The organism is Streptomyces racemochromogenes (assembly GCF_039535215.1).
Classification (GTDB): domain Bacteria; phylum Actinomycetota; class Actinomycetes; order Streptomycetales; family Streptomycetaceae; genus Streptomyces; species Streptomyces racemochromogenes.
The window spans coordinates 2,637,644-2,659,523 of the sequence record NZ_BAAAWT010000001.1; the positions used below are offsets into that span (position 1 = coordinate 2,637,644).

At 72.8% G+C, this 21,880-nt stretch carries 19 protein-coding genes and 1 pseudogene; 9 read left to right on the top strand and 11 right to left on the bottom strand.

What is annotated here, in order from left to right:
• Window positions 1-125: 125 nt before the first annotated feature.
• The 6 genes and pseudogenes from ABD973_RS11970 to ABD973_RS11995 all read right to left on the bottom strand — a co-directional run bounded on the left by ABD973_RS11970 (window position 126) and on the right by ABD973_RS11995 (window position 7,385).
• The gene (locus tag ABD973_RS11970) at window positions 126-1,190 is read right to left on the bottom strand and encodes a BMP family lipoprotein (RefSeq protein ID WP_125822200.1); all 1,065 of its coding nucleotides are present in this window, start codon (window positions 1,188-1,190) and stop codon (window positions 126-128) included.
• A 218-nt stretch (window positions 1,191-1,408) separates the two neighbouring features.
• Window positions 1,409-2,665, bottom strand: a complete 1,257-nt coding sequence (locus ABD973_RS11975; RefSeq protein ID WP_125604901.1) for an amidohydrolase — start codon at window positions 2,663-2,665, stop codon at window positions 1,409-1,411.
• 137 nt (window positions 2,666-2,802) lie between these two features.
• Window positions 2,803-3,942 carry a hypothetical protein gene (locus tag ABD973_RS11980; RefSeq protein ID WP_345500093.1) on the bottom strand — a complete coding sequence of 380 codons (1,140 nt, stop codon included), beginning with the start codon at window positions 3,940-3,942 and terminating at the stop codon, window positions 2,803-2,805.
• 45 nt (window positions 3,943-3,987) lie between these two features.
• On the bottom strand, window positions 3,988-4,908 hold the full coding sequence (locus ABD973_RS11985) for an N-acetylneuraminate synthase family protein (protein ID WP_345504565.1): 921 nt from the start codon (window positions 4,906-4,908) through the stop codon (window positions 3,988-3,990).
• A gap of 387 nt (window positions 4,909-5,295) precedes the next feature.
• Window positions 5,296-5,715 (bottom strand): annotated as a pseudogene (locus ABD973_RS11990) (acylneuraminate cytidylyltransferase family protein); the annotation flags it as partial.
• Window positions 5,712-7,385: a DUF6716 putative glycosyltransferase gene (locus ABD973_RS11995; RefSeq protein ID WP_386381567.1), complete on the bottom strand. Its 1,674-nt coding sequence runs from the start codon at window positions 7,383-7,385 to the stop codon at window positions 5,712-5,714. The pseudogene ABD973_RS11990 and the gene ABD973_RS11995, both read right to left, overlap by 4 nt.
• 155 nt (window positions 7,386-7,540) lie before the next feature.
• Here ABD973_RS11995 and ABD973_RS12000 point away from each other — a divergent pair, with 155 nt between their 5' ends.
• Window positions 7,541-8,560, top strand: a complete 1,020-nt coding sequence (locus ABD973_RS12000; protein WP_125822198.1) for a glycosyltransferase family 2 protein — start codon at window positions 7,541-7,543, stop codon at window positions 8,558-8,560.
• Complete coding sequence (locus ABD973_RS12005; RefSeq protein WP_125822197.1) at window positions 8,557-9,912, top strand: polysialyltransferase family glycosyltransferase; 1,356 nt, start codon at window positions 8,557-8,559, stop codon at window positions 9,910-9,912. Before ABD973_RS12000 ends, ABD973_RS12005 begins: the two co-directional genes overlap by 4 nt.
• Here ABD973_RS12005 and leuE read toward each other — a convergent pair.
• Window positions 9,905-10,555: a leucine efflux protein LeuE gene (leuE, locus tag ABD973_RS12010; RefSeq protein WP_125598849.1), complete on the bottom strand. Its 651-nt coding sequence runs from the start codon at window positions 10,553-10,555 to the stop codon at window positions 9,905-9,907. The two genes, ABD973_RS12005 and leuE, sit on opposite strands and share 8 nt — an antisense overlap.
• A gap of 45 nt (window positions 10,556-10,600) precedes the next feature.
• Window positions 10,601-12,196, bottom strand: a complete 1,596-nt coding sequence (locus tag ABD973_RS12015; protein WP_125822196.1) for an acyl-CoA mutase large subunit family protein — start codon at window positions 12,194-12,196, stop codon at window positions 10,601-10,603.
• A 166-nt stretch (window positions 12,197-12,362) separates the two neighbouring features.
• Here ABD973_RS12015 and ABD973_RS12020 point away from each other — a divergent pair, with 166 nt between their 5' ends.
• Entirely contained in the window at window positions 12,363-13,220 is an 858-nt protein-coding gene (locus ABD973_RS12020) for a L,D-transpeptidase family protein (RefSeq protein WP_125822195.1), read from the top strand.
• A 187-nt stretch (window positions 13,221-13,407) separates the two neighbouring features.
• Here ABD973_RS12020 and ABD973_RS12025 read toward each other — a convergent pair whose 3' ends face one another.
• Both ABD973_RS12025 and ABD973_RS12030 read right to left on the bottom strand, forming a co-directional pair.
• The gene (locus tag ABD973_RS12025) at window positions 13,408-14,442 is read right to left on the bottom strand and encodes a hypothetical protein (protein ID WP_125822194.1); all 1,035 of its coding nucleotides are present in this window, start codon (window positions 14,440-14,442) and stop codon (window positions 13,408-13,410) included.
• Complete coding sequence (locus ABD973_RS12030; RefSeq protein WP_125824132.1) at window positions 14,442-15,182, bottom strand: RNA polymerase sigma factor; 741 nt, start codon at window positions 15,180-15,182, stop codon at window positions 14,442-14,444. The genes ABD973_RS12025 and ABD973_RS12030 overlap by 1 nt, the downstream gene beginning before the upstream one ends.
• A gap of 350 nt (window positions 15,183-15,532) precedes the next feature.
• Here ABD973_RS12030 and ABD973_RS12035 point away from each other — a divergent pair, with 350 nt between their 5' ends.
• From ABD973_RS12035 to ABD973_RS12060, 6 genes are all read left to right on the top strand, one after another.
• The gene (locus ABD973_RS12035; protein ID WP_164720937.1) at window positions 15,533-16,153 is read left to right on the top strand and encodes a 2-oxo-4-hydroxy-4-carboxy-5-ureidoimidazoline decarboxylase; all 621 of its coding nucleotides are present in this window, start codon (window positions 15,533-15,535) and stop codon (window positions 16,151-16,153) included.
• A gap of 152 nt (window positions 16,154-16,305) precedes the next feature.
• On the top strand, window positions 16,306-16,686 hold the full coding sequence (gene sdhC, locus ABD973_RS12040) for a succinate dehydrogenase, cytochrome b556 subunit (protein ID WP_125598861.1): 381 nt from the start codon (window positions 16,306-16,308) through the stop codon (window positions 16,684-16,686).
• Between the two features lie 5 nt (window positions 16,687-16,691).
• A complete protein-coding gene (locus ABD973_RS12045) occupies window positions 16,692-17,174 on the top strand; it encodes a succinate dehydrogenase hydrophobic membrane anchor subunit (protein ID WP_007266037.1) in 483 nt (160 codons plus the stop codon).
• 23 nt (window positions 17,175-17,197) lie between these two features.
• On the top strand, window positions 17,198-18,952 hold the full coding sequence (gene sdhA, locus ABD973_RS12050; RefSeq protein ID WP_125822193.1) for a succinate dehydrogenase flavoprotein subunit: 1,755 nt from the start codon (window positions 17,198-17,200) through the stop codon (window positions 18,950-18,952).
• Window positions 18,952-19,710: a succinate dehydrogenase iron-sulfur subunit gene (locus ABD973_RS12055; protein WP_125822192.1), complete on the top strand. Its 759-nt coding sequence runs from the start codon at window positions 18,952-18,954 to the stop codon at window positions 19,708-19,710. Before sdhA ends, ABD973_RS12055 begins: the two co-directional genes overlap by 1 nt.
• Window positions 19,711-19,880: 170 nt before the next feature.
• Entirely contained in the window at window positions 19,881-20,615 is a 735-nt protein-coding gene (locus ABD973_RS12060; RefSeq protein WP_125598872.1) for a TetR/AcrR family transcriptional regulator, read from the top strand.
• Between the two features lie 28 nt (window positions 20,616-20,643).
• On the opposite strand, the gene ABD973_RS12065 is transcribed toward ABD973_RS12060, so the two are convergent.
• On the bottom strand, window positions 20,644-21,870 hold the full coding sequence (locus ABD973_RS12065; RefSeq protein ID WP_345500095.1) for an MFS transporter: 1,227 nt from the start codon (window positions 21,868-21,870) through the stop codon (window positions 20,644-20,646).
• Between the last annotated feature and the right edge of the window lie 10 nt (window positions 21,871-21,880).

Sequence of the window (21,880 nt, forward strand, 5' to 3'; positions counted from 1 at the left end):
AGTGAAAACTTGCGGCCAACTGGCCACAAGTGGTCACGGACCGGGGGCGAAGACGCGGTCCGGGGTCCGGAGCGGTAGAGACCGCATCCGGACCCCGGAAACCGCGACGAGTCGTCAGACAGCCGTTACGGCGTGGTCTTGACGGTGATCTTCTTCGCGATGATGTCGGCCTTCGCCTTCTCCACCGCGGCGATGAGCTCGGCCATGTTCTTGTACTCGGGGTTGGAGTCGGCCAGGCCGACGCCGTCCTTGTCCAGGCCGTAGCGGACCTCGCCGGACTCCGGCTTGCCGTCCTTGACCGACTTGATCAGGTTGTAGACCGCGTCGGACACGTCCTTGGTGACCGAGGTCAGGATCTTGTCCTTGTACTTCGACAGACCGGCCTGGTTGTACTGGTCGGAGTCGACGCCGATGGCCCACTTGCCGGAGGTCGCGGCGGCCTCGATGGCGCCCGAGCCGGCGAGGCCGGCGGCGGCGTAGACCACGTCGGCGCCACCGTCGATCTGGCCCTTGGCGGCGGCCTTGCCCAGGTCGGGCTTGGCGAAGCCACCGAAGTCCGGCGGCTGGGAGAGGTACTTGGTCAGTACCTTGGCGTTGGGGTTGGTGTCCTTGACGCCCTGGGTGAAGCCCGCCTCGAACTTCTTGATCAGCGGAACCTCGACACCGCCGATGAAGCCGACCGTGCCGCTCTTCGACGCCTTGGCGGCGGCGACGCCGGCCAGGTAGGAGCCCTGCTCCTCGTTGAAGACCAGGTTGGCGATGTTCTTGTCGGTCACCGAGGTGTCGTCGATGATGCCGAAGGTGGTCTTCGGGAACTTCGCGGCGACCTTCTTGATGGCCGGCGCGTAGGCGAAGCCGACGCCGATGACCGGGTTGTTGCCCTTGCGCGCCAGCTCGGTGAGGCGCTGGACCTTGTCGGCCTCGCTCTCGCCCTCGGTCGGCTCCGCCTCGGCGGTCTTGATCTTGAGGTCCTTCTCGGCCTTCTCCAGGCCCGCGAACGCGGCGTCGTTGAACGACTGGTCGCCACGGCCGCCGATGTCGTACGCGATGGCCGCGCCCGCGGAGGAGGTGGGCGCGCTGCCGTCGGAGGAGGGGCTGTCCGAGGACTTCTTTCCGCCACAGGCGGTGGCCGAGAGGGCCAGCGCCGCGGACGCGATGCCCACGGTGGCGATCCTGGTGATCCGGCGCAAGGGGAGGCTCCTTCAAAACCTGACCGAAGCGCCACGACCGGCGCTGGTTTAGCGGCGATCGTAACGCGCGTAGATGTCAGTTAAAGGCCCGTTCATGAGTCGTTATCGGATCGTCGCGAACCGGACAGTGACCGATTGGTAACGGGACGGGCGTCCAGCCCTTGCGTACCAAGGGCTGGACACCGCCGACAGGAGACCCGCCGGTGCTGTATGGAGCTTTACCCGATCTTTGATGTGACGGGACCGTTGCGGCGGCCGTCGAGGAGTGCGGCGGCCGTGAAGAACTCGACGCCGTAGCCGATCGAGGTCTCGTCGACGTCGAAATCGCCGCGGTGCAGGTCCCGCTTGGCGGTGTCGCCCGGGCGGCGGACGCCGAGCCGGGCCATGGCGCCGGGGACGTGCTCCAGGTACCAGGAGAAGTCCTCGCCGCCGAGGCTCTGCTCGGTGTCCTCCACCGACTCGGGGCCGCGCCGGGCGCCCATGGCCTCCCGGAGCAGCTCGGTGACCACCGGGTCGTTGACGACCGGCGGCACGCCGCGCACGTGGTTGATCTCGAACTTGGCCCCGTGCATCGTGGCGACCTCGTCGATCGCCGCGTGGATCATGTCGGGGGCCTCGTACCAGGCGTTCAGGTCGAGGCAGCGGACCGTGCCGGAGAGCTCGGCGTGCATCGGGACGACGTTGCAGGCGTGCCCGGACTCGATCCGGCCCCAGGTGACGGACATGCCCGCGCGGGCGTCCATCCGGCGGGCCAGCAGCGCCGGCACGTCGATGGCGACGCGGGCGGCGGCCGTCACCATGTCGGTGGTGAGGTGCGGGCGGGCGGTGTGGCCGCCGGGGCCGTCGAGGGTGACCTCCAGGCGGTCGCAGGCCGAGGTGATGGGGCCGGGCCGCAGGCCGATCCTGCCCGCGTCGACCCGCGGGTCGCAGTGCACGGCGATGATCTTTCCGACGCCGTCCAGCACCCCGGACTCGATGGCCTCGGTCGCGCCGCCCGGCAGCACCTCCTCGGCCGGCTGGAACAGCAGCCGCACCGGCCGGGGCAGCAGGCCCTGCCGGTCGAGCTCGGCGAGGACCAGGCCGGCGCCGAGGACGACGGTGGTGTGGACGTCGTGGCCGCAGGCGTGGGCCCGGTCCGGGTAGGTGGAGCGGTACGAGACGTGGGTCTTGGCGTCCGGGATGGGCAGGGCGTCGATGTCCGCGCGCAGGGCCAGCATCGGCCGTCCCCCGTCCCAGGTGCCGACGTCACAGATGAGCCCGGTGCCGGACTTCAGGACGCGTGGTCGCAGGCCTGCCTTCTCCAGCCGGGCCTTGATCGCCGCGGTGGTGCGGAACTCCTGGTGTCCTAGCTCGGGGTGCATGTGCAAGTCCCGGCGGAAGGCGATCAGTTCGGCACGGAGCCCGTCCGGCAGCTTGCCGGGCAGCTCGGGCCGGACAGGCTTGCCGGGCAGGGCGGTCTGGGGCTCGCGGGACATCAACTGGTTCACCCGTTGAAGGGTAGGCCCACGGATGGGTCAACTGTCCGGAGATCACGAAAAGTTCATGCCCTTAGGGGAAAGAAAAGCGACCTCTGGACGCATGACCGGTTGCGGCCGGGGGTAAACTCGCGCGCTCATCCGGCAGCAGTGGTACTCCGTGCGGGGAGTCTGCGCACATCACGAGCGGTCTCGGTGACGCCCGCGAGGAAGCCGCCGGCCCTGGGCGAGGCCCCGGGGGCGAGCCAGGCGGGGTCGATACCGCATACGGCCACGGTCACGCCAGTGCCGGTGAGCGCGTACGGCAGCGTGTGGACGACCGTGGACGGAAAACTGACGATCGTACGTCCCACCGGTCCCCGGCGCGCGACCAGTTCCAGCGGCAGGTCCGGCCGTACGATCTCCAGCCCGGTCGCCGCGCGCAGCGCCCGCAGCTTCTGCGGCGTCTCGCGGCGGTGCGCGAAGTACCGGGTCACCCCGTGCTCCCGGGCGAGGGCGCGGACGGCCTCCAGGTAGCGGGCCGGGTCGACGACGCCGGTCTCCACGAGGGAGGTGCCGACGAGGTCGGTGCCCTTGGTGAGGCGGGGCGGGCCGAAGCGGGCGCGGGTCCAGGCGAAGTCGTTGACGCGCAGTTCGGTCCCGGGCAGCGGGGTGACGGGCATCGAGGTGAACAGTTCGACGCGGCGCCCCCGCCCCGGCCGCAGGCGGCGCCGGGCCGCGCCGGAGACGGGTGCGTAGGCGAGTTCCCGCGCGCGGGACAGGGGGCCGTCGCCGGTGCGGTGCCAGCGGCGCAGGCGCTCGCCGCGGCCGAGCTGGGCGACGAACTCCAGGGTGGCGGTGCCGTCGTCGACGACGACCAGCTCGGCGGCCCGGGACGGGGCCAGCAGCAGCTGGACGAAGCGGGAGAAGGGGTCGCCGACCACGATCCGTTCGGCGTGGCGCACGGCCGGGCCGAGTGCGGCCAGGGCCCGCAGGGGGGCGCCGGAGCCGCCCCGGGCCTCCTGCCACTGGACGGCGTACCCCTCGTCGCGGGCGATGCCGGCGACGCGGCGCAGCTGGCCTCGGGACAGGGGGTCGGTGGGCGGCAGGACGACGATCCGCAGCCGGGTGGCGACGGTGCGTGGGTCGGGGCGGCAGCGCTCGGCGAGCGGGCCGGGCTGGGCCGGGACGGCGGTCAGCAGGGGCTCGCGCCCGCGCCGGGTGTGTGCCCACTCCAGCACGTTGAGGAGCTGGACCGGGCTTTCCACGAGGGCCAGGGTGGGGCCGGGAGGGTTCACCGCGTACTCCGCTCGGGGGGAGGGGTGGGGTGGGGGCGGGACGGGTCAGATCGCGGCCGGGGCGGGGAGGGTGCCCTGGATGCGGCGGAGCTTCTTCATGGGGCCGAGTTCGGAGGGGTAGACGCGCTTGACGCCGTCGCCGAGGGCGGTCTCGATGGTGCGGATGTCGCGGACCAGGCGGGCCAGGCCCCCCGGCTCGACGGAGGCGGCCTGGTCGGAGCCCCACATGGCGCGGTCGAGGGTGATGTGCCGCTCGACGAAGGCCGCGCCGAGGGCGACGGCGGCCAGGGTGGTCTGCAGGCCGGTCTCGTGGCCGGAGTAGCCGATGGGGACGTTGGGGTACTCCTCCTGGAGGGTGTTGATGACGCGGAGGTTGAGCTCCTCGGCCTTGGCCGGGTACGTCGAGGTGGCGTGGCAGAGCAGGATGCTGTCGCTGCCGAGCACCTCGACGGCGTGCCGGATCTGCCGGGGGGTGGACATGCCGGTGGAGAGGACGACGGTGCGGCCGGTGGCGCGCAGGGTGCGCAGCAGTTCGTCGTCGGTGAGGCAGGCGGAGGCCACCTTGTGGGCGGGCGGGTCGAACTTCTCCAGGAAGGCGACGGCCTCGGTGTCCCAGGGGGAGGCGAACCAGGCGATGCCGCGCTTGGCGCAGTGCTCGTCGATGGCGAGGTAGTCGGCCTCGCCGAACTCGACGCGGTGGCGGTAGTCGATGTACGTCATACGGCCCCAGGGGGTGTCGCGTTCGACGTCCCACTGGTCGCGGGGGGTGCAGATCTCGGGGGTGCGCTTCTGGAACTTGACGGCGTCGCATCCGGCTTCGACGGCGGCGTCGATCAGGGCGAAGGCGGTGCCGAGGTCGCCGTTGTGGTTGATGCCGATCTCGCCGACCACGTAGACGGGGCGGCCGGGGCCGGCGACGCGGGGGCCGAAGGTGCGCAGGCGGGGTTCGGTGGTGGCGACCGTCATGGCGGGTGGTGTCCTTCGCTCGGTGCGTGGGGTGTGGTGCGGGGTGCGTTGCCGGGTGGTTTGGGGCGTGTCGAACAGGGGCGCGAGGAGGCGGGCCCGGGCGAGGTCGTGCGGGTCGTCGATCTCCAGGACCCGCGCCGGGTCGGCGGGGACGGGGAGGGTGCGTCCGAAGAAGCGGTGCCGGGCGGCCCGGAAGCCGGCGGCGGTCATGGCGTAGGCCGCGCCGGTCTCCAGCAGTTCCTCGGGGCGGTCCTGGCGGCGGGGGCGGTACGTGGCCTCGTGGTTGACCCCGCTGCCGCGGCCGTCGGCGGCTCGGCGCCAGAGGAAGCCGTGGAAGGGGGCGGCGGTGAGGGCGGAGTCGGCGGCGCCGCAGGCCACGGCGGCGGCGACGGACTCGACGTCCTCGGCGGTGACGAAGGGGCTGGTGCACTGGACCAGGAGGACCACGTCCACGGTGAGGGAGTGCAGCTCCTCGAAGGCGTCCAGGGCGTGCAGGACGGCGGCCTCGCTGCTCGCGGTGTCTCCGGAGAGGGCGGCGGGCCGGGAGATGACGTGGGCCCCGGCGGCGCGGGCGGCGGCGGCCACGGAGCCGGAGTCGGTGGAGACGGCCACGTCGGTGACGGCGGGCGCGTCCCGGCAGGCCCGCACGGCGCGGGCGACGAGCGGGGTCCCGCCGACGGGAGCGGTGTTCTTGCCGGGCACCCCCTTGGACCCGCCCCGGGCCGGAATCACGGCCAGCACCCGGCGCCGGGCTCCCCCGGCGGGGCCGGGGGCCGGGGGGTGGTCGGCGGGGGGCCGGGGGGTCACAGCTCCCCCAGCCTGCGGATGGCCGGGGCCACGCGCTGGACCCCGTGCCGGTAGGCCCCCCGGGCCGCCTCGCGCAGGTGCGCCCGCAGCCAGCGGCGGGCGGCCGACCCGCCGGGCCGGACGGCGCCGGGGAGCGGGGTCCCGTCGGGGGCGAGGTGCTGGCGGGCCAGGATCCCGGGCAGGTACCCGGGGGCGGTGCGGAGCGTGTAGTAGGGGTCCACGGGCGGCAGCCGGTCGGCCGCGAGCAGCCCGGCCAGACGCTGCCGCGCGGCGGCGTACGGGTCGGCGGGGTTCCCGGTGTCCGGCGCCTGGGCGTCGGGGGCGGGGGCCCCCGGGTTTCCGCGCGCGCCCGGCGCCCGGGCGGTGTCCGCCGGCCGGCCGGTGGCGGGGTCCGGCCCGGGGGCGGGGATCCCGGGTTCGCGGCCGACGGGGGCGGGGATCCCGGGTTCGCGGGCGACGGGGGCGGGGATCCCGGGTTCGCGGGCGACGGGGGCGGGGATCCCGGGTTCGCGGGCGACGGGGGCGGGGATCCCGGGTTCGCGGTCGGCGGGGGCGGGGATCCCGGGTTCGCGGTCGGCGGGCTCCCCGGGTTTCCGCGGGGCGGGGTGGTGGGGGGCCGGGACGCCGTGGGTGGTTGTCCAGGCGGGGGTGGCCTTCGGTAGCAGGCCGGCGTCCAGTTCGTCCCACGAGGTGAGGCAGCCCGAGCCGAGGAAGTGCTGGTTGCCCAGGGCCTCGCGGATGCCGAGGTCGGTCAGGACGGCCGTCGGGATGCCCCGGTGCATCGACTCCAGGGCGGCCGTGGAGGAGACGGTGACCAGCAGGTCGGTGGTGTCCAGCACCTCGCCCATGTGCCCGTAGACCAGCCGGCAGTTGGGCGGGAGGCCGCCCGGGAGCCGCTCGGCGAGGCGCTGGTAGGGGTGTTCCTCCAGGTGGGTGGTGTGCTCCCCCGGCCGGCTGCGCAGTTTGACCAGCACCTCCCGGTCGGGGTGCAGCCGTGCGTGGCCGGCGGCGCGGCCCAGCAGGTAGGCGCGGTCGGCGCGGCTCTCCGGTACGGAGGGCTGCACCGCGAAGACCACCCGGTGGGTGCGGTTCCCGGCCGGTGCGTACGGCGCCCCGTCGAGGAAGGGCAGGGCCGTCTCGGTGACGGCGTCCGGGTCGGCGCCCGCCCCCTCGTACACGGCGCGGAAGCGGGCGGCGTCGTGGCGGGAGTTGGCGAGGACCAGGTCGGCGCCGTGCCGCAGCAGCAGTCCGTCGGCGAGCTTCTCGTAGACGACGCCGACGTAGCCGGTGACGAACACCGGCCGGGCCGCGGGCTCCGGCCACAGGGCGCGGGCCCCGTGCAGTACGGCCTGGACGGCGCCGCCGACGAGGGCCAGCACGACCACGTCGTGGCGTTCGCGTCCGCCGGCGAGCTCCGCGAGGAACTCGGCGCAGGTCACCTCCGCGGGCGCGGCGTCCGCCGCGACGCCGGCCTCGCCGAGCTGGCGTGCGGTGGGGGTGGCCCGGCCGCGCAGCAGGTAGCCGGTGACGCGGTGGTCCCCGGGGGCGAGGCGGCGGGCGGTGAGGGCGCCCCATTTCCAGCGTGTGTCGGAGTCGGCGAGTACGGCGACGCGTGGTCCGGCCGGGCTGCTTCTGAATGGCACTGGCACCCGGCAGAAGTTATTCCGCATTTCCGGTGTCCGGCCCAACGAGCGCGCAACGGCGGGTTAACAACCCGTCGACGAAATGCGAAAGCGGGCGGGTTAACGCGCCCGCCCCGTTTCGTTCACATGGAATCCGCGTCCGGGCCACGGCGAATGCCGGGGTGCGTCCTATTGTCTCGCGGGTGCTCAAGCTCTCTGTTGTCGTGCCGTTCCACAACGTGCAGGCATACGCGCCGGACGCCCTGAAGAGCCTCGAACTGAACGCCCGCGGGGATTTCGAGTTCCTGCTGGTCGACGACCGTTCCACGGACGGGACGCCGGCGCTGCTGGAGCGCGCGGCGGCCGGCGGGGTGCCGGGGGCGGTGCACCTCAGACGGGACCGCAACGGCGGGCTGGCCACGGCCCGCAACACGGGGCTGGACGCGGCGCGCGGGGAGTACGTCGCATTCCTGGACGGTGACGACTGGCTGGCTCCGGGGCACCTGGCCCGCACCCTGGCCGCCATCGAGGCCCTGGGCTGCGATTTCGTCCGGACCGACCACGTGCAGGTGACGGGCCGGTCCCGGGTGGTGCAGCGGGTGCCGTACGGGCCGGAGATGGTGGTGGGGGATCCGCGGTGCGGGATCCTGCCGGCCTCGCGGGCCACCGCGGTGGACTATCCGTACGCCTGGGCGGGGATGTACCACCGGCGGCTGCTGGACCGGGGGCTGCTGCACTTCACCGACGGGCTGCGGACGGCGGAGGACCGGCCGTGGATCTGGCGGCTGCACCGGGAGGCCGCCTCCTTCGCCGCGGTGGGCCTGCCCGGGGTGTTCTACCGGCGGGGAATTCCCACCTCGTTGACGCAGATCGGTGACGAACGCCAACTCGATTTCATTCGCGCATTCGACCAGGTCCTCGCGGACGTGGCGACCGACCGGGAATACGAACTGTTGATCCCCAAGGCCGTTCGAACATATTGCGCGATCATCGCGCACCACCTCGGTTCCAGCGAGAGGTTCGAACCGGCCGTGGCGAAAAAACTCCGTTTCATGAGCGCGGCCGCGCTCGGCCGCATGCCAGCGCCGGTATTGGACCGGGTCATCGCCTCGATGGACGCCGAACGCTCCGCGCTGCTGCGGGGGCTGCGCCGGCGGCGGCGGGCCGCGGGGGCGCACGCGGCGGGGCAGGCGGCGGGGTACGCGGCGGGGGCGGCCTCGTGAACGTCACCCAGGTCTTCCTCGCCTCCACCCTCTACGGGACGGCCACCCTGGCCGCCGCCCTCGACTCGGGCGCCTTCCCGCCGGCCGGCCGGCGGATCCTGCTGACCAGCAACCACTCGCTCTCCCCCGAGGTCACCCCCGGGCTCGACGCCGCGCCCGGGTTCGGCGCGCTGCGCACCCGCTTCGACGAGGTGCTCGACTGGAACGCGGTGGTCGCCCCGCAGCACCCGAGCAGCTGGGCCCCGCGCCCGGAGGACGTGCCGATGTGGGAGCGGCAGCTGCGCGCGCTGTGGGGGCTGGGCGGGGACCGGGTCGAACTGGTCGTGGAGTCGCTCCAGGTGCCGCCCGCGCAGAGCCTGTGCCGGCTGTTCCCGGGGGCCGCGGTCGATGTCTACGCCGACGGGCTGATGTCGTACGGGCCCACCCGCTTCCGGCTCGACCCGCAGATCGGCATGCGGGTGCGCCGGGTGCTGCACCCGGACCTGGTCCCGGGGCTGGAGCCGCTGCTGCTGACGGAGTTCGGGGTGCGGGGCGAGGTGGTCCCGGCGCCCGCGCTGCTGAAGGTCCTGGCGGAGCTCGCGGACCTGCCCGAGGCGTCGGACCTCGGCTACGAGCCCCGCGAGGAGGAACCGCCGGCGCTGCTGCTGGGCCAGTACCTGTCGGCGCTGGAGCTGATGTCCCCCGACGAGGAGGAGGAGCTGCACGCCGACATGGTGCGCGGCGCCTTCGAGTGGGGCCACCGGGAGCTGGTGTTCAAGCCGCACCCGAGCGCCCCGGCGGCGTACTGGCGGCGGGCGCGGGCCGAGGCCGAACGGCTCGGGGCGCGGCTGACGGTGCTGGACGGGCCGCTGCCGGCCGAGATCCTGTACCAGCGGCTGCGCCCGGCGCTGGTGGCGGGCTGCTTCTCGACCGGGCTGCTGACGGCCCGGGCGCTGTACGGGATCCCGGTGGCGCGTACCGGGACGGGGGCGCTGCTGGCGCGCCTGGCCCCGTATCAGAACAGCAACCGGATCCCGCTGACGCTGGTGGACGCGCTGGTCCCGGACCTGCACGGGCCGGCGCAGGACCCGCCGGCGGACCTGGCCGGGCTGGTCGCGGCGGTGGGGTTCACGATGCAGCCGAAGGTGCTGGCCGGGCGCCGGGCGGAGGCGGAGGCCCACCTCGCCCGGCACCTGACCCCGTACGCCCGGCGCTACTTCGGCCGCCGCCGGCTGACCACCCTGGGGCTGCCGGGCGGGATCCCCGCGCAGTTGTCGTTCCTGCCGCGGAGCCCGGCCGTCCGGCGGACGGTGCACCGCCTGCGCAGGAGGCTGGGCGGACGTCTGGGCGGACGGCCGGGCGGGGTCAGCTGACGGCGAGCTTCGCGGCGAAGCCGAGGAAGATCACCCCGGCCGCCGAGGTCGCCCCGGCCGACAGCCGCTTGCGGCGGCGGAAGGCGGCGGACAGGCGGGTGCCCGCGAATATCAGGGTGGACAGGTACAGGAAGCTGACCAGCTGTGAGACCACGCCGAGCAGCAGGAACGACAGCGCCGGGTAGGCGTACCCGGGGTCGACGAACTGCACGAAGAAGGACAGCAGGAAGAGGATGGCCTTCGGGTTGAGCAGGCTGACCAGCAGCGCCCGCCGGTAGGGGCGCTCGGCCGCGCCGGCCGGCTCCTCGCCGGTGACGAGCTCCTCGTGCCGGGCCCGGCGGGTGCGCCACATGCCCCAGGCGGCCCGCATCATGCCGACGGCCAGCCAGCCGAGGTAGCCGGCGCCGAGCACCTTGACCACGGTGAACAGCACCGGACTGGCCTGGAGCAGCGCGCCCGCGCCGACCGCCGCGAGCACCATGAGCACGGTGTCCCCGGTGAACACCCCGCAGGCGGCCTTGTAGCCCTCCTTGATCCCGCGCCGTGAGGCCACGGAGAGCACGTACAGCGAGTTGGGCCCCGGCAGCAGCACGATCAGCACGACGGCGGCGAGATAAGTAGGAAGATCTGTCACACCCAGCATGGGCAGGAGTGTCCCATGAGGACACGCCTGTCGCGCCAGTCCATTTCAGTGGGCGGAACGGGACGGTTCGTAACTGCCCCACACCTCCCGCAGCACCCCGCACACCTCCCCCACCGTGGCCCGCGCCCGCAGGGCCTCCTTCATCGGCGGCAGGACGTTCTCCCGCGTCCCGGCCGCCGCCGCCCGCAGCGCCGCGAGCGCCGCCGAGACCGCGCCGGCGTCCCGCTCGGCCCGCAGCCGGGCCAGGGCCGCGCACTGGCGGGCCTCGATCGCCGGGTCGACCCGCAGCGGCTCGTACGGTTCCTCCCGCTCCAGCGCGAACCGGTTGACGCCGACCACGATCCGCTCCCCGCTCTCCTGCTCGCGGGCGATCCGGTAGGCGCTGGCCTCGATCTCGTCCTTCTGGAACCCGGCCTCGATCGCGGCGACCGCCCCGCCCATGTCCTCGATCCGCCGCATCAGCGCGAGCACGGCCGCCTCCACCTCGTCCGTCATCCGCTCCACCGCGTACGACCCGGCGAAGGGGTCGACGGTCAGCGGCACGTCCGTCTCGTACGCCAGCACCTGCTGGGTGCGCAGCGCGAGGCGGGCCGCCTTCTCGGTGGGCAGGGCGATGGCCTCGTCGAAGGAGTTGGTGTGCAGCGACTGGGTGCCGCCCAGTACGGCGGCCAGCGCCTGCACGCCCACGCGTACGAGGTTCAGCTCGGGCTGCTGCGCCGTCAGCTGCACCCCGGCGGTCTGGGTGTGGAAGCGCAGCATCAGCGACCTGGGGTCGCGGGCCCCGAACTCCTCGCGCATCACGCGGGCCCAGATGCGCCGGGCGGCCCGGAACTTGGCCACCTCCTCCAGCAGGGTGGTCCGGGCGACGAAGAAGAAGGAGAGCCGGGGGGCGAACTCGTCGACGGCCATCCCGGCGGCGAGCGCGGTACGGACGTACGCGACCGCGTCGGCGAGGGTGAAGGCGATCTCCTGCACGGGCGAGGCCCCGGCTTCGGCCATGTGGTAGCCGGAGACGGAGATGGTGTTCCACCTGGGGATCTGCTCGCGGCAGTAGCGGAAGGTGTCGGCGGTCAGCCGCAGGGAGGGGCCGGGCGGGAAGATGTACGTGCCGCGCGCGATGTACTCCTTCAGAACATCGTTCTGTACGGTGCCCGTCAGCTGCCGGCCCGCGATGCCCTGCTCCTCGGCGACGAGCTGGTACATCAGGAGCAGCAGGGCGGCCGGGGCGTTGATGGTCATCGAGGTGGACACCCGGTCGAGGGGGATCCCGGCGAGGAGCGCCCGCATGTCCTCGACCGAGTCGACCGCGACGCCGACCTTGCCGACCTCGCCGTGCGCGAGCGGGGCGTCGGAGTCGTGTCCCATCTGTGTGGGCAGGTCGAAGGCCACGGACAGGCCGGTCCCGCCGCCCGCGATGAGGGCCCGGTAGCGGGCGTTGGACTCGGCGGCCGTGCCGAAGCCGGCGTACTGGCGCATGGTCCAGGGCCGTCCGGTGTACATCGTGGGGTGGATCCCCCGGGTGTAGGGGTACTCGCCGGGACTGCCGAGACGGGCCCGCGGGTCCCATCCCGTCAGGTCCTCGGGGCCGTAGACCGGTGCGACGGGGATTCCGCTCTCGGTGCGCGGCGTGGGACGGGCCATGGGTGGAGCCTCCGTGTCCGTGGAGCCGACGGGCCGGGGGCTGGTAGAACCGCACCGAACCCGCGACGGCCTGGTCACAAGGAGGCAACATCGCGCGTTCGTCCGCAACTGTCCACGCCCGTGAGGCATCACCTAGATACACGACCTTGAACTCGGGGGAACCGCCATGCACCGAAAGAAAGCATTCATCCGTACGCTCGGCCTGGCCGCGGCCGTGGCGTTCGCCGCGACCGCGTGCGGTCCGCAGGGTGCCGGTGCGGGCCCGGCCGCCCCCTCGGCGCCGGCCGGCTCCCCCTCGGCCTCCCCGTCCAAGCAGGACGACAAGCCCGCCTCGCCCTCGCCGTCCGCGCCGGCGTCCTCGTCCGCGCCGTCGGCGCCGGGCACTCCCGGTGCGAAGGCGCTCATGGCCAACGGCGACGAGAGCGAGCAGGTCCGCGAACTCCAGGCGCGGCTGCGCCAGCTCAAGCTGGTGTCGACGGCGCCCACCGCGTTCTACGGCTCGAAGACGACCGCCGCGGTCAAGACCTTCCAGTCGCAGCACGGGCTGCCCGCGACCGGTTCGGTGGACGAGGCCACCTGGCAGAAGGTGCAGGGCCTGACGAAGAAGCCGACCGATGACGAGCTGCGCCCGCCGACCACCAACGAGGTGGACGCCCCGGACCCGCGCTGCATGCAGGGCCGGGTGATGTGCATCAGCAAGGAGAGCCGCACCCTGGCCTGGATGATCGACGGCAAGGTCGTCTCCACGATGGACGTGCGCTTCGGCTCGGAGAACACGCCGACCCGCGAGGGACTGTTCCAGGTGGAGTGGAAGGCGAAGGAGTGGACGTCGACGCTCTACCACACGTCGATGCCGTACTCGATGTTCTTCAGCCAGGGCCAGGCGGTGCACTACTCGTCCGACTTCGCGGCCCGCGGTTACGACGGCGCCTCGCACGGCTGCGTGAACGTCCGGGACAAGAAGAAGCTGTCGGAGCTGTTCGACCAGGTGAAGGTGGGCGACAAGGTCGTCGTCTACTGGTGATCCCGAAGGGGAGAGGGGGCGCGGGCAGGGCCGGGGGAACGTGCCCCGCCCGCGCCGGGTGCGCCGAGCCCAGGGGTACGGGGGGAACCCCGGCTCGTGCGCGGCCGATGACCAGTCGGCTCGATACGTACTGCGCCGGCGGTTCGAAAAGTGTTACAGCCCCCGCACGCGAACCTGAAAAAAGGTTTCAGCGGGTGCGGAAGCCCAGCCCGCCGCTGGTCACCGGGGTCATCGACGGCAGCGGCAGCGGGGCGCTGCCCTGGTCGGCGCCACTGCGCGGGACCGTGCCCTTCGTCGCCCCGTCCAGCAGGGTCGCGCAGAAGCGCTGGACCTTCTCGGCCCCGCCGGCGAGCTTGGAGAGGTACTCGCGCCGGTCGTCGGCGAGCTTCTTCGCCTTGTTGGCGCGGCACAGGTCCTCGGGGCGCGGCTTCTCCGCCTCGATGCCCTGGTTCTTGCCGCTGTCGGCGGTGGCGCCGCCGCCGGCGAACGAGTCGCGGGTGCCGTCGGTGCCCGCCGCTCCGCCGCCGCCACCGCCGCCGCCCGAGGCGGCCGTGCCGGGCGGTACGGGGAGGCTCGGCGCGACGTCGGGGAGCGTACGCGTCTCCGTGCCCGGCGTCCGCGAGGCGTCCGGGCCGCGCGAGAAGCCGTCGACGCCCAGGGAGGGGGTCGGCCGCAGCTGCGGTACGAGGGTGGCGCCGGCGGTGTCCCCGGCGGGCGCCGGGTCCGAGTCGGCGCTGACCGAGACCGCCGGGGCGGGGCCGGCCGTCAGGTGCGCGGCACGGTCCAGCAGGCCGGTGCCGGCGACGGCGGCGATCCCGCCGACGGCGACCGAGGCCAGCGCGGCCGCCAGCCCGAAGCGGGCGGCCGTGACGGGACGCCGCTGCGCGGGTATGCGTACGGGGGGTATCGGCGCGAGGTCGACCACGGGTTCGCGGTCCGCCCCGGGCACGCCGGGGCCGGCCGGGGCGGCAGCCGCCGCCGAGGCCACCGTCGGCGCGGGAGCCTCGGCGCGGGCCGCGCGGAACGCGGCCAGGGCGGCTTCCTCACCGGGCAGTTCTCCCCCTGCTGTGCGGGGGGTCAGGGCGTCGAGGGCGGCGCGCATCCGGGCCGCCTCCGCCCGGGCGCGCGGGTCGGCGCCGGATCCGGCCGGGCCGGGTGTTCCTCCGCGCAGCAGCTCGTCCGCCGTGGCCCTGTCCAGCCACGCGTTGTGCTCGTCGGCCATCACATGTCCTTCTGCGTCCGCCAACGTGAATGCGTCACACCGGTTCGCTCCACCAGGTCCCCCGCCCGCGCGCGCTGCGCGGGCACCGCGTCGAGGTCGCGCTCCCGTGCCTGGTCCCCGGCATTATGGCCGACCCGGGCGCGGGGTTCCGCTTCGTTTTCCGTCCCGCCCGCCGCACCGGCGGGGCCGAGCTCCGCGCTGAGGAGTTCCGCGAGCTTCTTCAGCCCCCGGTGCGCGGCCGTGCGGACCGCGCCGGGGCGCTTGCCGAGGGTCTCGGCGGCGCTCTTGGCGTCGAGGCCGACGACCACGCGCAGGACGACGGCCTCGGCCTGGTCCTGCGGCAGCTGGGCTATCAGCTTCATGGTGCGTCCGGTGGACAGGGCCTCCATGGCCTCGCCGTACGTGTCGGAGTCCGCGGCCCGGCCCGTCAGCTCGGTCTCGTCACCGCCGACGGCGGGACGGCGGCCGCGCATGCGGATATGGTCGAGGGCCCGGTTGCGGGCGATGCGGGCGGCCCAGCCGCGGAAGCGGTCGGCATCGCCGGTGAAGGAGGCGAGGTCGCGGGCGATCTGCAGCCAGGCCTCGGAGGTCACGTCCTCGGCGTCGCCGTCGCCGACGAGCGTGCGTACGTATCCGAGCAGGCGTGGGTGCACGGTGCGGTACACAGTCCGGAACGCGCTCTCGTCGCCGTCCTGTGCCGCGAGCACCGCGGCGGTCAGCTCCGCGTCGTCCCCCAGCAAAGTCCCCAACCCGTTCAACGTCCTGTACGTGTGGCGCAAATCCGCACGTTACGGCTTTCACGTACCTCTCGTCCACGAGTTGTACAACCAGCAACCAAGCCTGCGCGGAGCGGGGTGTGACAGAAAACGCACTCCATACGCTGACATGAATACGGGCTTGTCGCACGAGTCCGTGACGGATGGCGACCGGGGCCTCTCCTGTGGGGGGTGGCGGCCTCGGTCGTCCTCCCCCCTTCCGGGCCCCCGCGGCCCTCCCCAGCCGGGTCAAACCTCCCCGGCCTCATCCTTTCGGCTCACTTCCGGGTGAAATCCCCGTTCCGGCAGGGCACGGCCACCACGAGATCGCTAGCGTGGCGGTACACCCGCGCCCCGCCCCGAGGAGTACTCCGCTGTCCAGCCACCTTCCGGCGCAGGTCCGCGGTCCGGCCTCCGCCCCCGGCGCCGGACTGGCGCGATTCAACTCCCTGCCGCCCGAGACCGCCCGCACCCTCCTGCTGCGCTGCTGCGGCAGCGGGCGCTGGGCCCACCGGGTGGCCGCCCACCGCCCCTACCCGGACACCGCCGCGCTGCAGGCGGCCTGCGAGGAGGCCTCGTACGACCTCTCCCAGGGCGACCTCTCCGAGGCGCTGGCCCGGGAGGCCTCGGCGGAGCTGGGCCAGGGCGCCCCGTACGCCGCGCTCCTCGCGCTCGACGCGGCCCGCGCGGAGTACGAGCGGACCTTCGGGCACGCCTTCGTGATCTGCCTGGACGGGCACCCGCCGGAGGAGCAAGTGGACCAGCTGCTGGCCGCGATCCGCCGGAGGATGGCTCACGAGATCGACGAGGAGCGCTCGATCGCCGCCGAGGAACTGCGCCTGGTGGCCCGCTCCCGGGCCGTCCGGCTGCTGGACCGACTCGCCGGTGCGCGGCCCGGGGACCCGGACGACGGTCTGTCTGCTGCCGATTTCGGGCTATTCGCCCCTGTGGGATAGCCCGTCCGTGCCTGTTTGATCACACCGGCGGACCCCGGGCGAGGGAACCGACAAAGCGTCGCTACGATGTCCGGGGCCGGTGGACCGTACCCGGCCGGGCCCGACCGACAAAGAAGCCGGCTGGCCCCCGCCCCGCTTCCGGAGGGTTTTCCGTGCCGGCTGGAACGTTGTACCGCGGCCGGGAAGGAATGTGGTCCTGGGTGGCTCATCGAGTCACCGGCGTCCTCATTTTCTTCTTCCTGTTCGTACACGTCCTCGACACCGCTCTCGTCCGCGTCTCCCCCGAGGCGTACGACGATGTCGTGGCTACCTACAAGACTCCGATCGTCGCGCTGCTGGAGTACGGCCTCGTCGCCGCAATCCTGTTCCACGCGCTCAACGGTCTCCGTGTCATCGCCGTGGACTTCTGGTCCAAGGGCCCGCGCCACCAGAAGTCGATGCTCTGGTGGGTCGTGGGTATCTGGGTCGTCCTGATGATCGGGGCCCTGTACCCCGTACTGGGCCACGCCTACCTCGAACTGTTCGGGAAGTGACACGCATGTCTTCTGACACTTCTTCCGCCAAGGCGATCGGTGACGTGGAGGGCGTTTCCCTCTACGACACCGACAACCCGGCGCCCTACATCGAGGCCCCGCGCAAGCGCACGGGCAAGACCCCGCGCTCCACCCGCGGCAACTTCGAGATGGCCGCGTGGCTCTTCATGCGCCTCTCGGGCATCGTGCTCGTCGTCCTCGTCATCGGCCACCTCGTCATCCAGCTGGTGCTGGACGGCGGCGTCTCCAAGATCGGCTTCGCCTTCGTGGCCGGCCGCTGGGCGTCCCCGTTCTGGCAGGTCTGGGACCTGCTGATGCTGTGGCTGGCCATGCTGCACGGCTCCAACGGCCTGCGTACCGTCATCAACGACTACGCGGAGCGCGCCAACACGCGGCTGTGGCTGAAGGGCCTGCTCTACACCGCCACGGTGTTCACCATCCTTCTGGGCACGCTGGTGATCTTCACCTTCGACCCGAACATCCGCTAGGCAACGGGGCTGAGGCGAAACCAATGAAGATCCACAAGTACGACACCGTCATCGTCGGTGCAGGTGGCGCCGGCATGCGCGCCGCCATCGAGGCGACGAAGCGCAGCCGCACCGCCGTGCTGACGAAGCTCTACCCCACCCGCTCCCACACGGGCGCCGCGCAGGGCGGCATGGCCGCCGCGCTGGCCAACGTGGAGGACGACAACTGGGAGTGGCACACCTTCGACACGGTCAAGGGCGGTGACTACCTGGTCGACCAGGACGCCGCCGAGATCCTGGCGAAGGAGGCCATCGACGCGGTCCTCGACCTGGAGAAGATGGGCCTGCCGTTCAACCGCACCCCGGACGGCACCATCGACCAGCGCCGCTTCGGCGGCCACTCCCGCAACCACGGCGAGGCGCCGGTCCGCCGGTCCTGCTACGCCGCGGACCGCACGGGCCACATGATCCTCCAGACGCTGTACCAGAACTGCGTCAAGGAGGGCGTGGAGTTCTTCAACGAGTTCTACGTCCTGGACCAGCTCCTGGTCGAGGAGGACGGCGTCAAGAAGTCGGCCGGTGTGGTCGCGTACGAGCTCGCCACCGGCGAGATCCACGTGTTCCAGGCCAAGGCCGTCATCTACGCCTCCGGCGGCACCGGCAAGTTCTTCAAGGTGACCTCCAACGCGCACACCCTCACGGGTGACGGCCAGGCGGCCTGCTACCGCCGCGGCCTGCCGCTGGAGGACATGGAGTTCTTCCAGTTCCACCCGACGGGCATCTGGCGCATGGGCATCCTGCTGACGGAGGGCGCCCGCGGTGAGGGCGGCATCCTCCGCAACAAGGACGGCGAGCGCTTCATGGAGAAGTACGCGCCGGTCATGAAGGACCTCGCGTCCCGTGACGTCGTCTCGCGCTCCATCTACACGGAGATCCGCGAGGGCCGCGGCTGCGGCCCCGCCGGCGACCACGTGTACCTGGACCTGACCCACCTCCCGCCGGAGCAGCTCGACGCGAAGCTCCCGGACATCACGGAGTTCGCGCGCACCTACCTCGGCATCGAGCCCTACACGGACCCGATCCCGATCCAGCCCACCGCGCACTACGCCATGGGCGGCATCCCGACCAACGTCGAGGGTGAGGTCCTGGCGGACAACACCACCGTCGTCCCCGGCCTGTACGCGGCCGGCGAGGTCGCGTGCGTGTCGGTGCACGGCGCCAACCGCCTGGGCACCAACTCGCTGCTCGACATCAACGTCTTCGGCAAGCGCTCCGGCATCGCCGCGGCCAAGTACGCCGCCGAGAACGACTACGTCGAGCTGCCGGAGAACCCGGCGCAGCAGGTCGCCGAGCTGGTCGAGCAGCTGCGCAACTCCACGGGCAACGAGCGGGTCGCCGACCTGCGCCTGGAGCTCCAGGAGACGATGGACGCGAACGTGATGGTGTTCCGCACGGAGCAGACCATCAAGACCGCGGTCGAGAAGATCGCGGAGCTGCGCGCGCGCTACAAGAACGTGTCCGTCCAGGACAAGGGCAAGCGCTTCAACACGGACCTGCTGGAGGCCATCGAGCTGGGCAACCTGCTCGACCTGGCCGAGGTCATGGCCGTGTCCGCGCTGGCGCGCAAGGAGTCCCGCGGCGGTCACTACCGCGAGGACTACCCGAACCGCGACGACGTCAACTTCATGCGCCACACCATGGCGTACCGCGAGGTCGGCGCCGACGGCCAGGACTCCGTCCGTCTGGACTACAAGCCCGTCGTCGTCACCCGCTACCAGCCGATGGAGCGTAAGTACTGATGGCCACCCCCACCCTGGACAAGATGGAGGCGGCGGCCGCCGCCTCGCCGTACATCACGGTCACGTTCCGGATCCGCCGCTTCAACCCCGAGGTCTCGGCCGAGGCGGAGTGGCAGGACTTCCAGATCGAGATCGACCCGAAGGAGCGCGTGCTCGACGGTCTCCACAAGATCAAGTGGGACCTGGACGGCACGCTGACCTTCCGCCGCTCGTGCGCGCACGGCATCTGCGGCTCCGACGCGATGCGGATCAACGGCAAGAACAGGCTCGCCTGCAAGACGCTGATCAAGGACATCAACCCGGAGAAGCCGATCACCGTCGAGGCCATCAAGGGCCTCACGGTGATGAAGGACCTCGTGGTCGACATGGAGCCCTTCTTCCAGGCGTACCGCGACGTCATGCCGTTCCTGGTCACCAAGGGCAACGAGCCGACGCGTGAGCGCCTGCAGTCCGCCGAGGACCGCGAGCGCTTCGACGACACCACCAAGTGCATCCTGTGCGCCGCGTGCACGTCCTCGTGCCCGGTGTTCTGGAACGACGGCCAGTACTTCGGCCCGGCGGCGATCGTCAACGCCCACCGCTTCATCTTCGACTCGCGCGACGAGGCCGGCGAGCAGCGGCTGGAGATCCTGAACGACAAGGACGGCGTGTGGCGTTGCCGCACGACGTTCAACTGCACCGACGCGTGCCCGCGTGGCATCGAGGTCACCAAGGCGATCCAGGAAGTCAAGCGCGCGCTGATCACGCGCCGCTTCTGATCGCTTCCGGCCGAGCCCGGACCCGAGGCCCGCACCCCTTCCGGGGGTGCGGGCCTCGGGCGTGTTCGGGGCGGGCCCCGGAGGGCCGCGGTCCGGACCAATTCCGAAGCGGAGTCCGGAGAACCGGCCTGTGACGACCGCTGTTCCGGGCCCCGATAAAGTCGGACACCGTGACAGATCAGAAGGCGCCCAAGAGCGAGCAGACCCGCACGCTGATCCTCGAAACCGCGCTCCGGCTCTTCCAGGAGCGCGGGTTCGACAAGACGACCATGCGGGGCATCGCCAAGGAGGCGGGGGTCTCGGTCGGCAACGCGTACTACTACTTCGAGTCGAAGGAGCACCTCGTCCAGGGCTTCTACGACCGGATCGGGGCGGCTCACCAGGCGGCGGTGCGGTCGATCCTGGAGCAGGAGACCGATCTCCAGAAGCGGCTCGCCGGAGTGCTGACGAGCTGGCTGGACATCGCGGAGCCCTACCACGAGTTCGCCTCGCAGTTCTTCAAGAACGCGGCGGATCCGGAGAGTCCGCTCAGCCCCTTCTCGGCGGAGTCGGAGCCGGCCCGCAAGGCGGCCATCGACATCCACCGCGAGGTGCTGGCCGGGGCGAAGACGAAGGTGCCGGCCGAACTGGCGGACGTACTGCCGGAGCTGATGTGGCTTTCGCAGATGGGCCTGGTCCTGTACTGGGTCTTCGACCGCTCGCCCGGCAGCGAGAAGACGCGCCGGCTCGCCGAGCGCGGTGCGCAGCTGACCACGCGGGGCATCGTGCTGGCCCGGTTCCGGGTACTGCGGCCGCTGGTGCGCGAGTTGCACGAGCTGTTCGCGGACTTCCTTCCGGGGATGGCCCAGACGGCGGCGGCGCGCGGCGGCAAGCGCGCCTCGGACCCCCACCCCGGCGAGGGGTGAGGGCCCGGGAACCGGGACCGGGGGCTGCTCAGCCCAGGACCAGCAGGGTGGCCACGGCCGGGCCGAAGGCGCCGCCGAGCTGGTAGCAGAGGGTGAACAGGCCGATGGCGCTGGGCCGGTGGGCCTCGTCGGGGGCGGCGGCGACGGCGTGGGTCGACAGGACCGCGTTCGCGGCGCTGGCGGTGAACACGCCCACCCCGGTGGCGACGACCAGCAGCGGGCCGGAGTCGGCGAAGACCCCGAGGAGCGCGGCGGCGGCGCCGGCCGTGACCAGGACCGTACGGACGGCCGCGCGGCCCGTCCGGGCCGAGGCGGCGGCGAGCAGCCAGGACAGGGCGGCCCCGGCCAGCAGGGCGAAGAGCTGCCCGGTGCCCGCGGAGGCCGCGTCCCAGCCGGCCCGGTCGGCGAGCAGCCGGGGCGCCGAGAAGAGCAGGGTGAAGTAGGAGGTCGACAGCACCAGCGCGAGCAGTGCCGAGACCACGAACACGGGCCGGCGCAGCAGCGCGGCGGGCACGAACCCGTCGGGGCGGCGGCGTACGTGCAGGACGAGCAGCACGGCGGCGACGAGGGCGCCGGCGACGGCGGCGAGGGGCTGGGTCGGCAGCAGCACCAGGGCGGTGGCGAGAGCGGTCAACAGGGCGGCGCCGCGCCCGTCGAAGCGGCCCGCGGGGACCGGGGCCGGCCCGCGTCCGGCGTGCCGCAGCACCGCGGGCACCGCCAGCAGGGCGGCGGCCTGGACGGCGAGGGCGAGCCGCCAGGAGGCGCCGTCCGCGAGGGTCCGGCCGAGCAGGGGTCCGGCCGCGCCGAGCATGCCGAAGCCGGCGCTGATGACGCCCATCCGGCGGGCGGTCCCGGCGAGGCTCATCGCCGCGGCCACGAGCCCGGCGCCGCCGGCGGCCTGGGCGCAGCGGCCGAGGAGGGTGAGCGGGAGCCAGGGGGAGGCGGCGACCAGCAGGGTGCCGCCCGTCACGAGGGCGGCGGCCAGGCGGAGCACCGCGGCCAGGCCCCGGCGGCGCAGGAGTCCGGCCATCAGGGGGGTGCCGGTGGCCATGGCCCAGCCGAAGGCGGTGAGCAGCCAGGCGGCGGTGGCGTCGGCGACGCCGAGCGCGCGGGCCATGTCCGGGAGGATCAGTACCGGCGCGTTGGCTCCGGCGGCGATGGGGGTGGCCAGCAGGGCGAGCCAGAAGACCGGGACGGGCGCCCGGGTGGCGGCGGCTGGTGCCCGGTTCCTGCCGGTGGTGGCGGTGACCGTCATGGGTGACCCA

Bases quoted from the DNA above. Each gene is read 5' to 3' on its own strand.
- ABD973_RS11975 (WP_125604901.1), bottom strand. From the start codon at position 2,665: ATGTCCCGCGAGCCCCAGACCGCCCTGCCCGGCAAGCCTGTCCGGCCC.
- ABD973_RS11985 (WP_345504565.1), bottom strand. From the start codon at position 4,908: ATGACGGTCGCCACCACCGAACCCCGCCTGCGCACCTTCGGCCCCCGC.
- ABD973_RS11995 (WP_386381567.1), bottom strand. From the start codon at position 7,385: ATGCGGAATAACTTCTGCCGGGTGCCAGTGCCATTCAGAAGCAGCCCG.
- leuE (WP_125598849.1), bottom strand. From the start codon at position 10,555: ATGCTGGGTGTGACAGATCTTCCTACTTATCTCGCCGCCGTCGTGCTG.
- ABD973_RS12015 (WP_125822196.1), bottom strand. From the start codon at position 12,196: ATGGCCCGTCCCACGCCGCGCACCGAGAGCGGAATCCCCGTCGCACCG.
- ABD973_RS12020 (WP_125822195.1), top strand. From the start codon at position 12,363: ATGCACCGAAAGAAAGCATTCATCCGTACGCTCGGCCTGGCCGCGGCC.
- ABD973_RS12025 (WP_125822194.1), bottom strand. From the start codon at position 14,442: ATGGCCGACGAGCACAACGCGTGGCTGGACAGGGCCACGGCGGACGAG.
- ABD973_RS12045 (WP_007266037.1), top strand. From the start codon at position 16,692: ATGTCTTCTGACACTTCTTCCGCCAAGGCGATCGGTGACGTGGAGGGC.
- sdhA (WP_125822193.1), top strand. From the start codon at position 17,198: ATGAAGATCCACAAGTACGACACCGTCATCGTCGGTGCAGGTGGCGCC.
- ABD973_RS12055 (WP_125822192.1), top strand. From the start codon at position 18,952: ATGGCCACCCCCACCCTGGACAAGATGGAGGCGGCGGCCGCCGCCTCG.
- ABD973_RS12065 (WP_345500095.1), bottom strand. From the start codon at position 21,870: ATGACGGTCACCGCCACCACCGGCAGGAACCGGGCACCAGCCGCCGCC.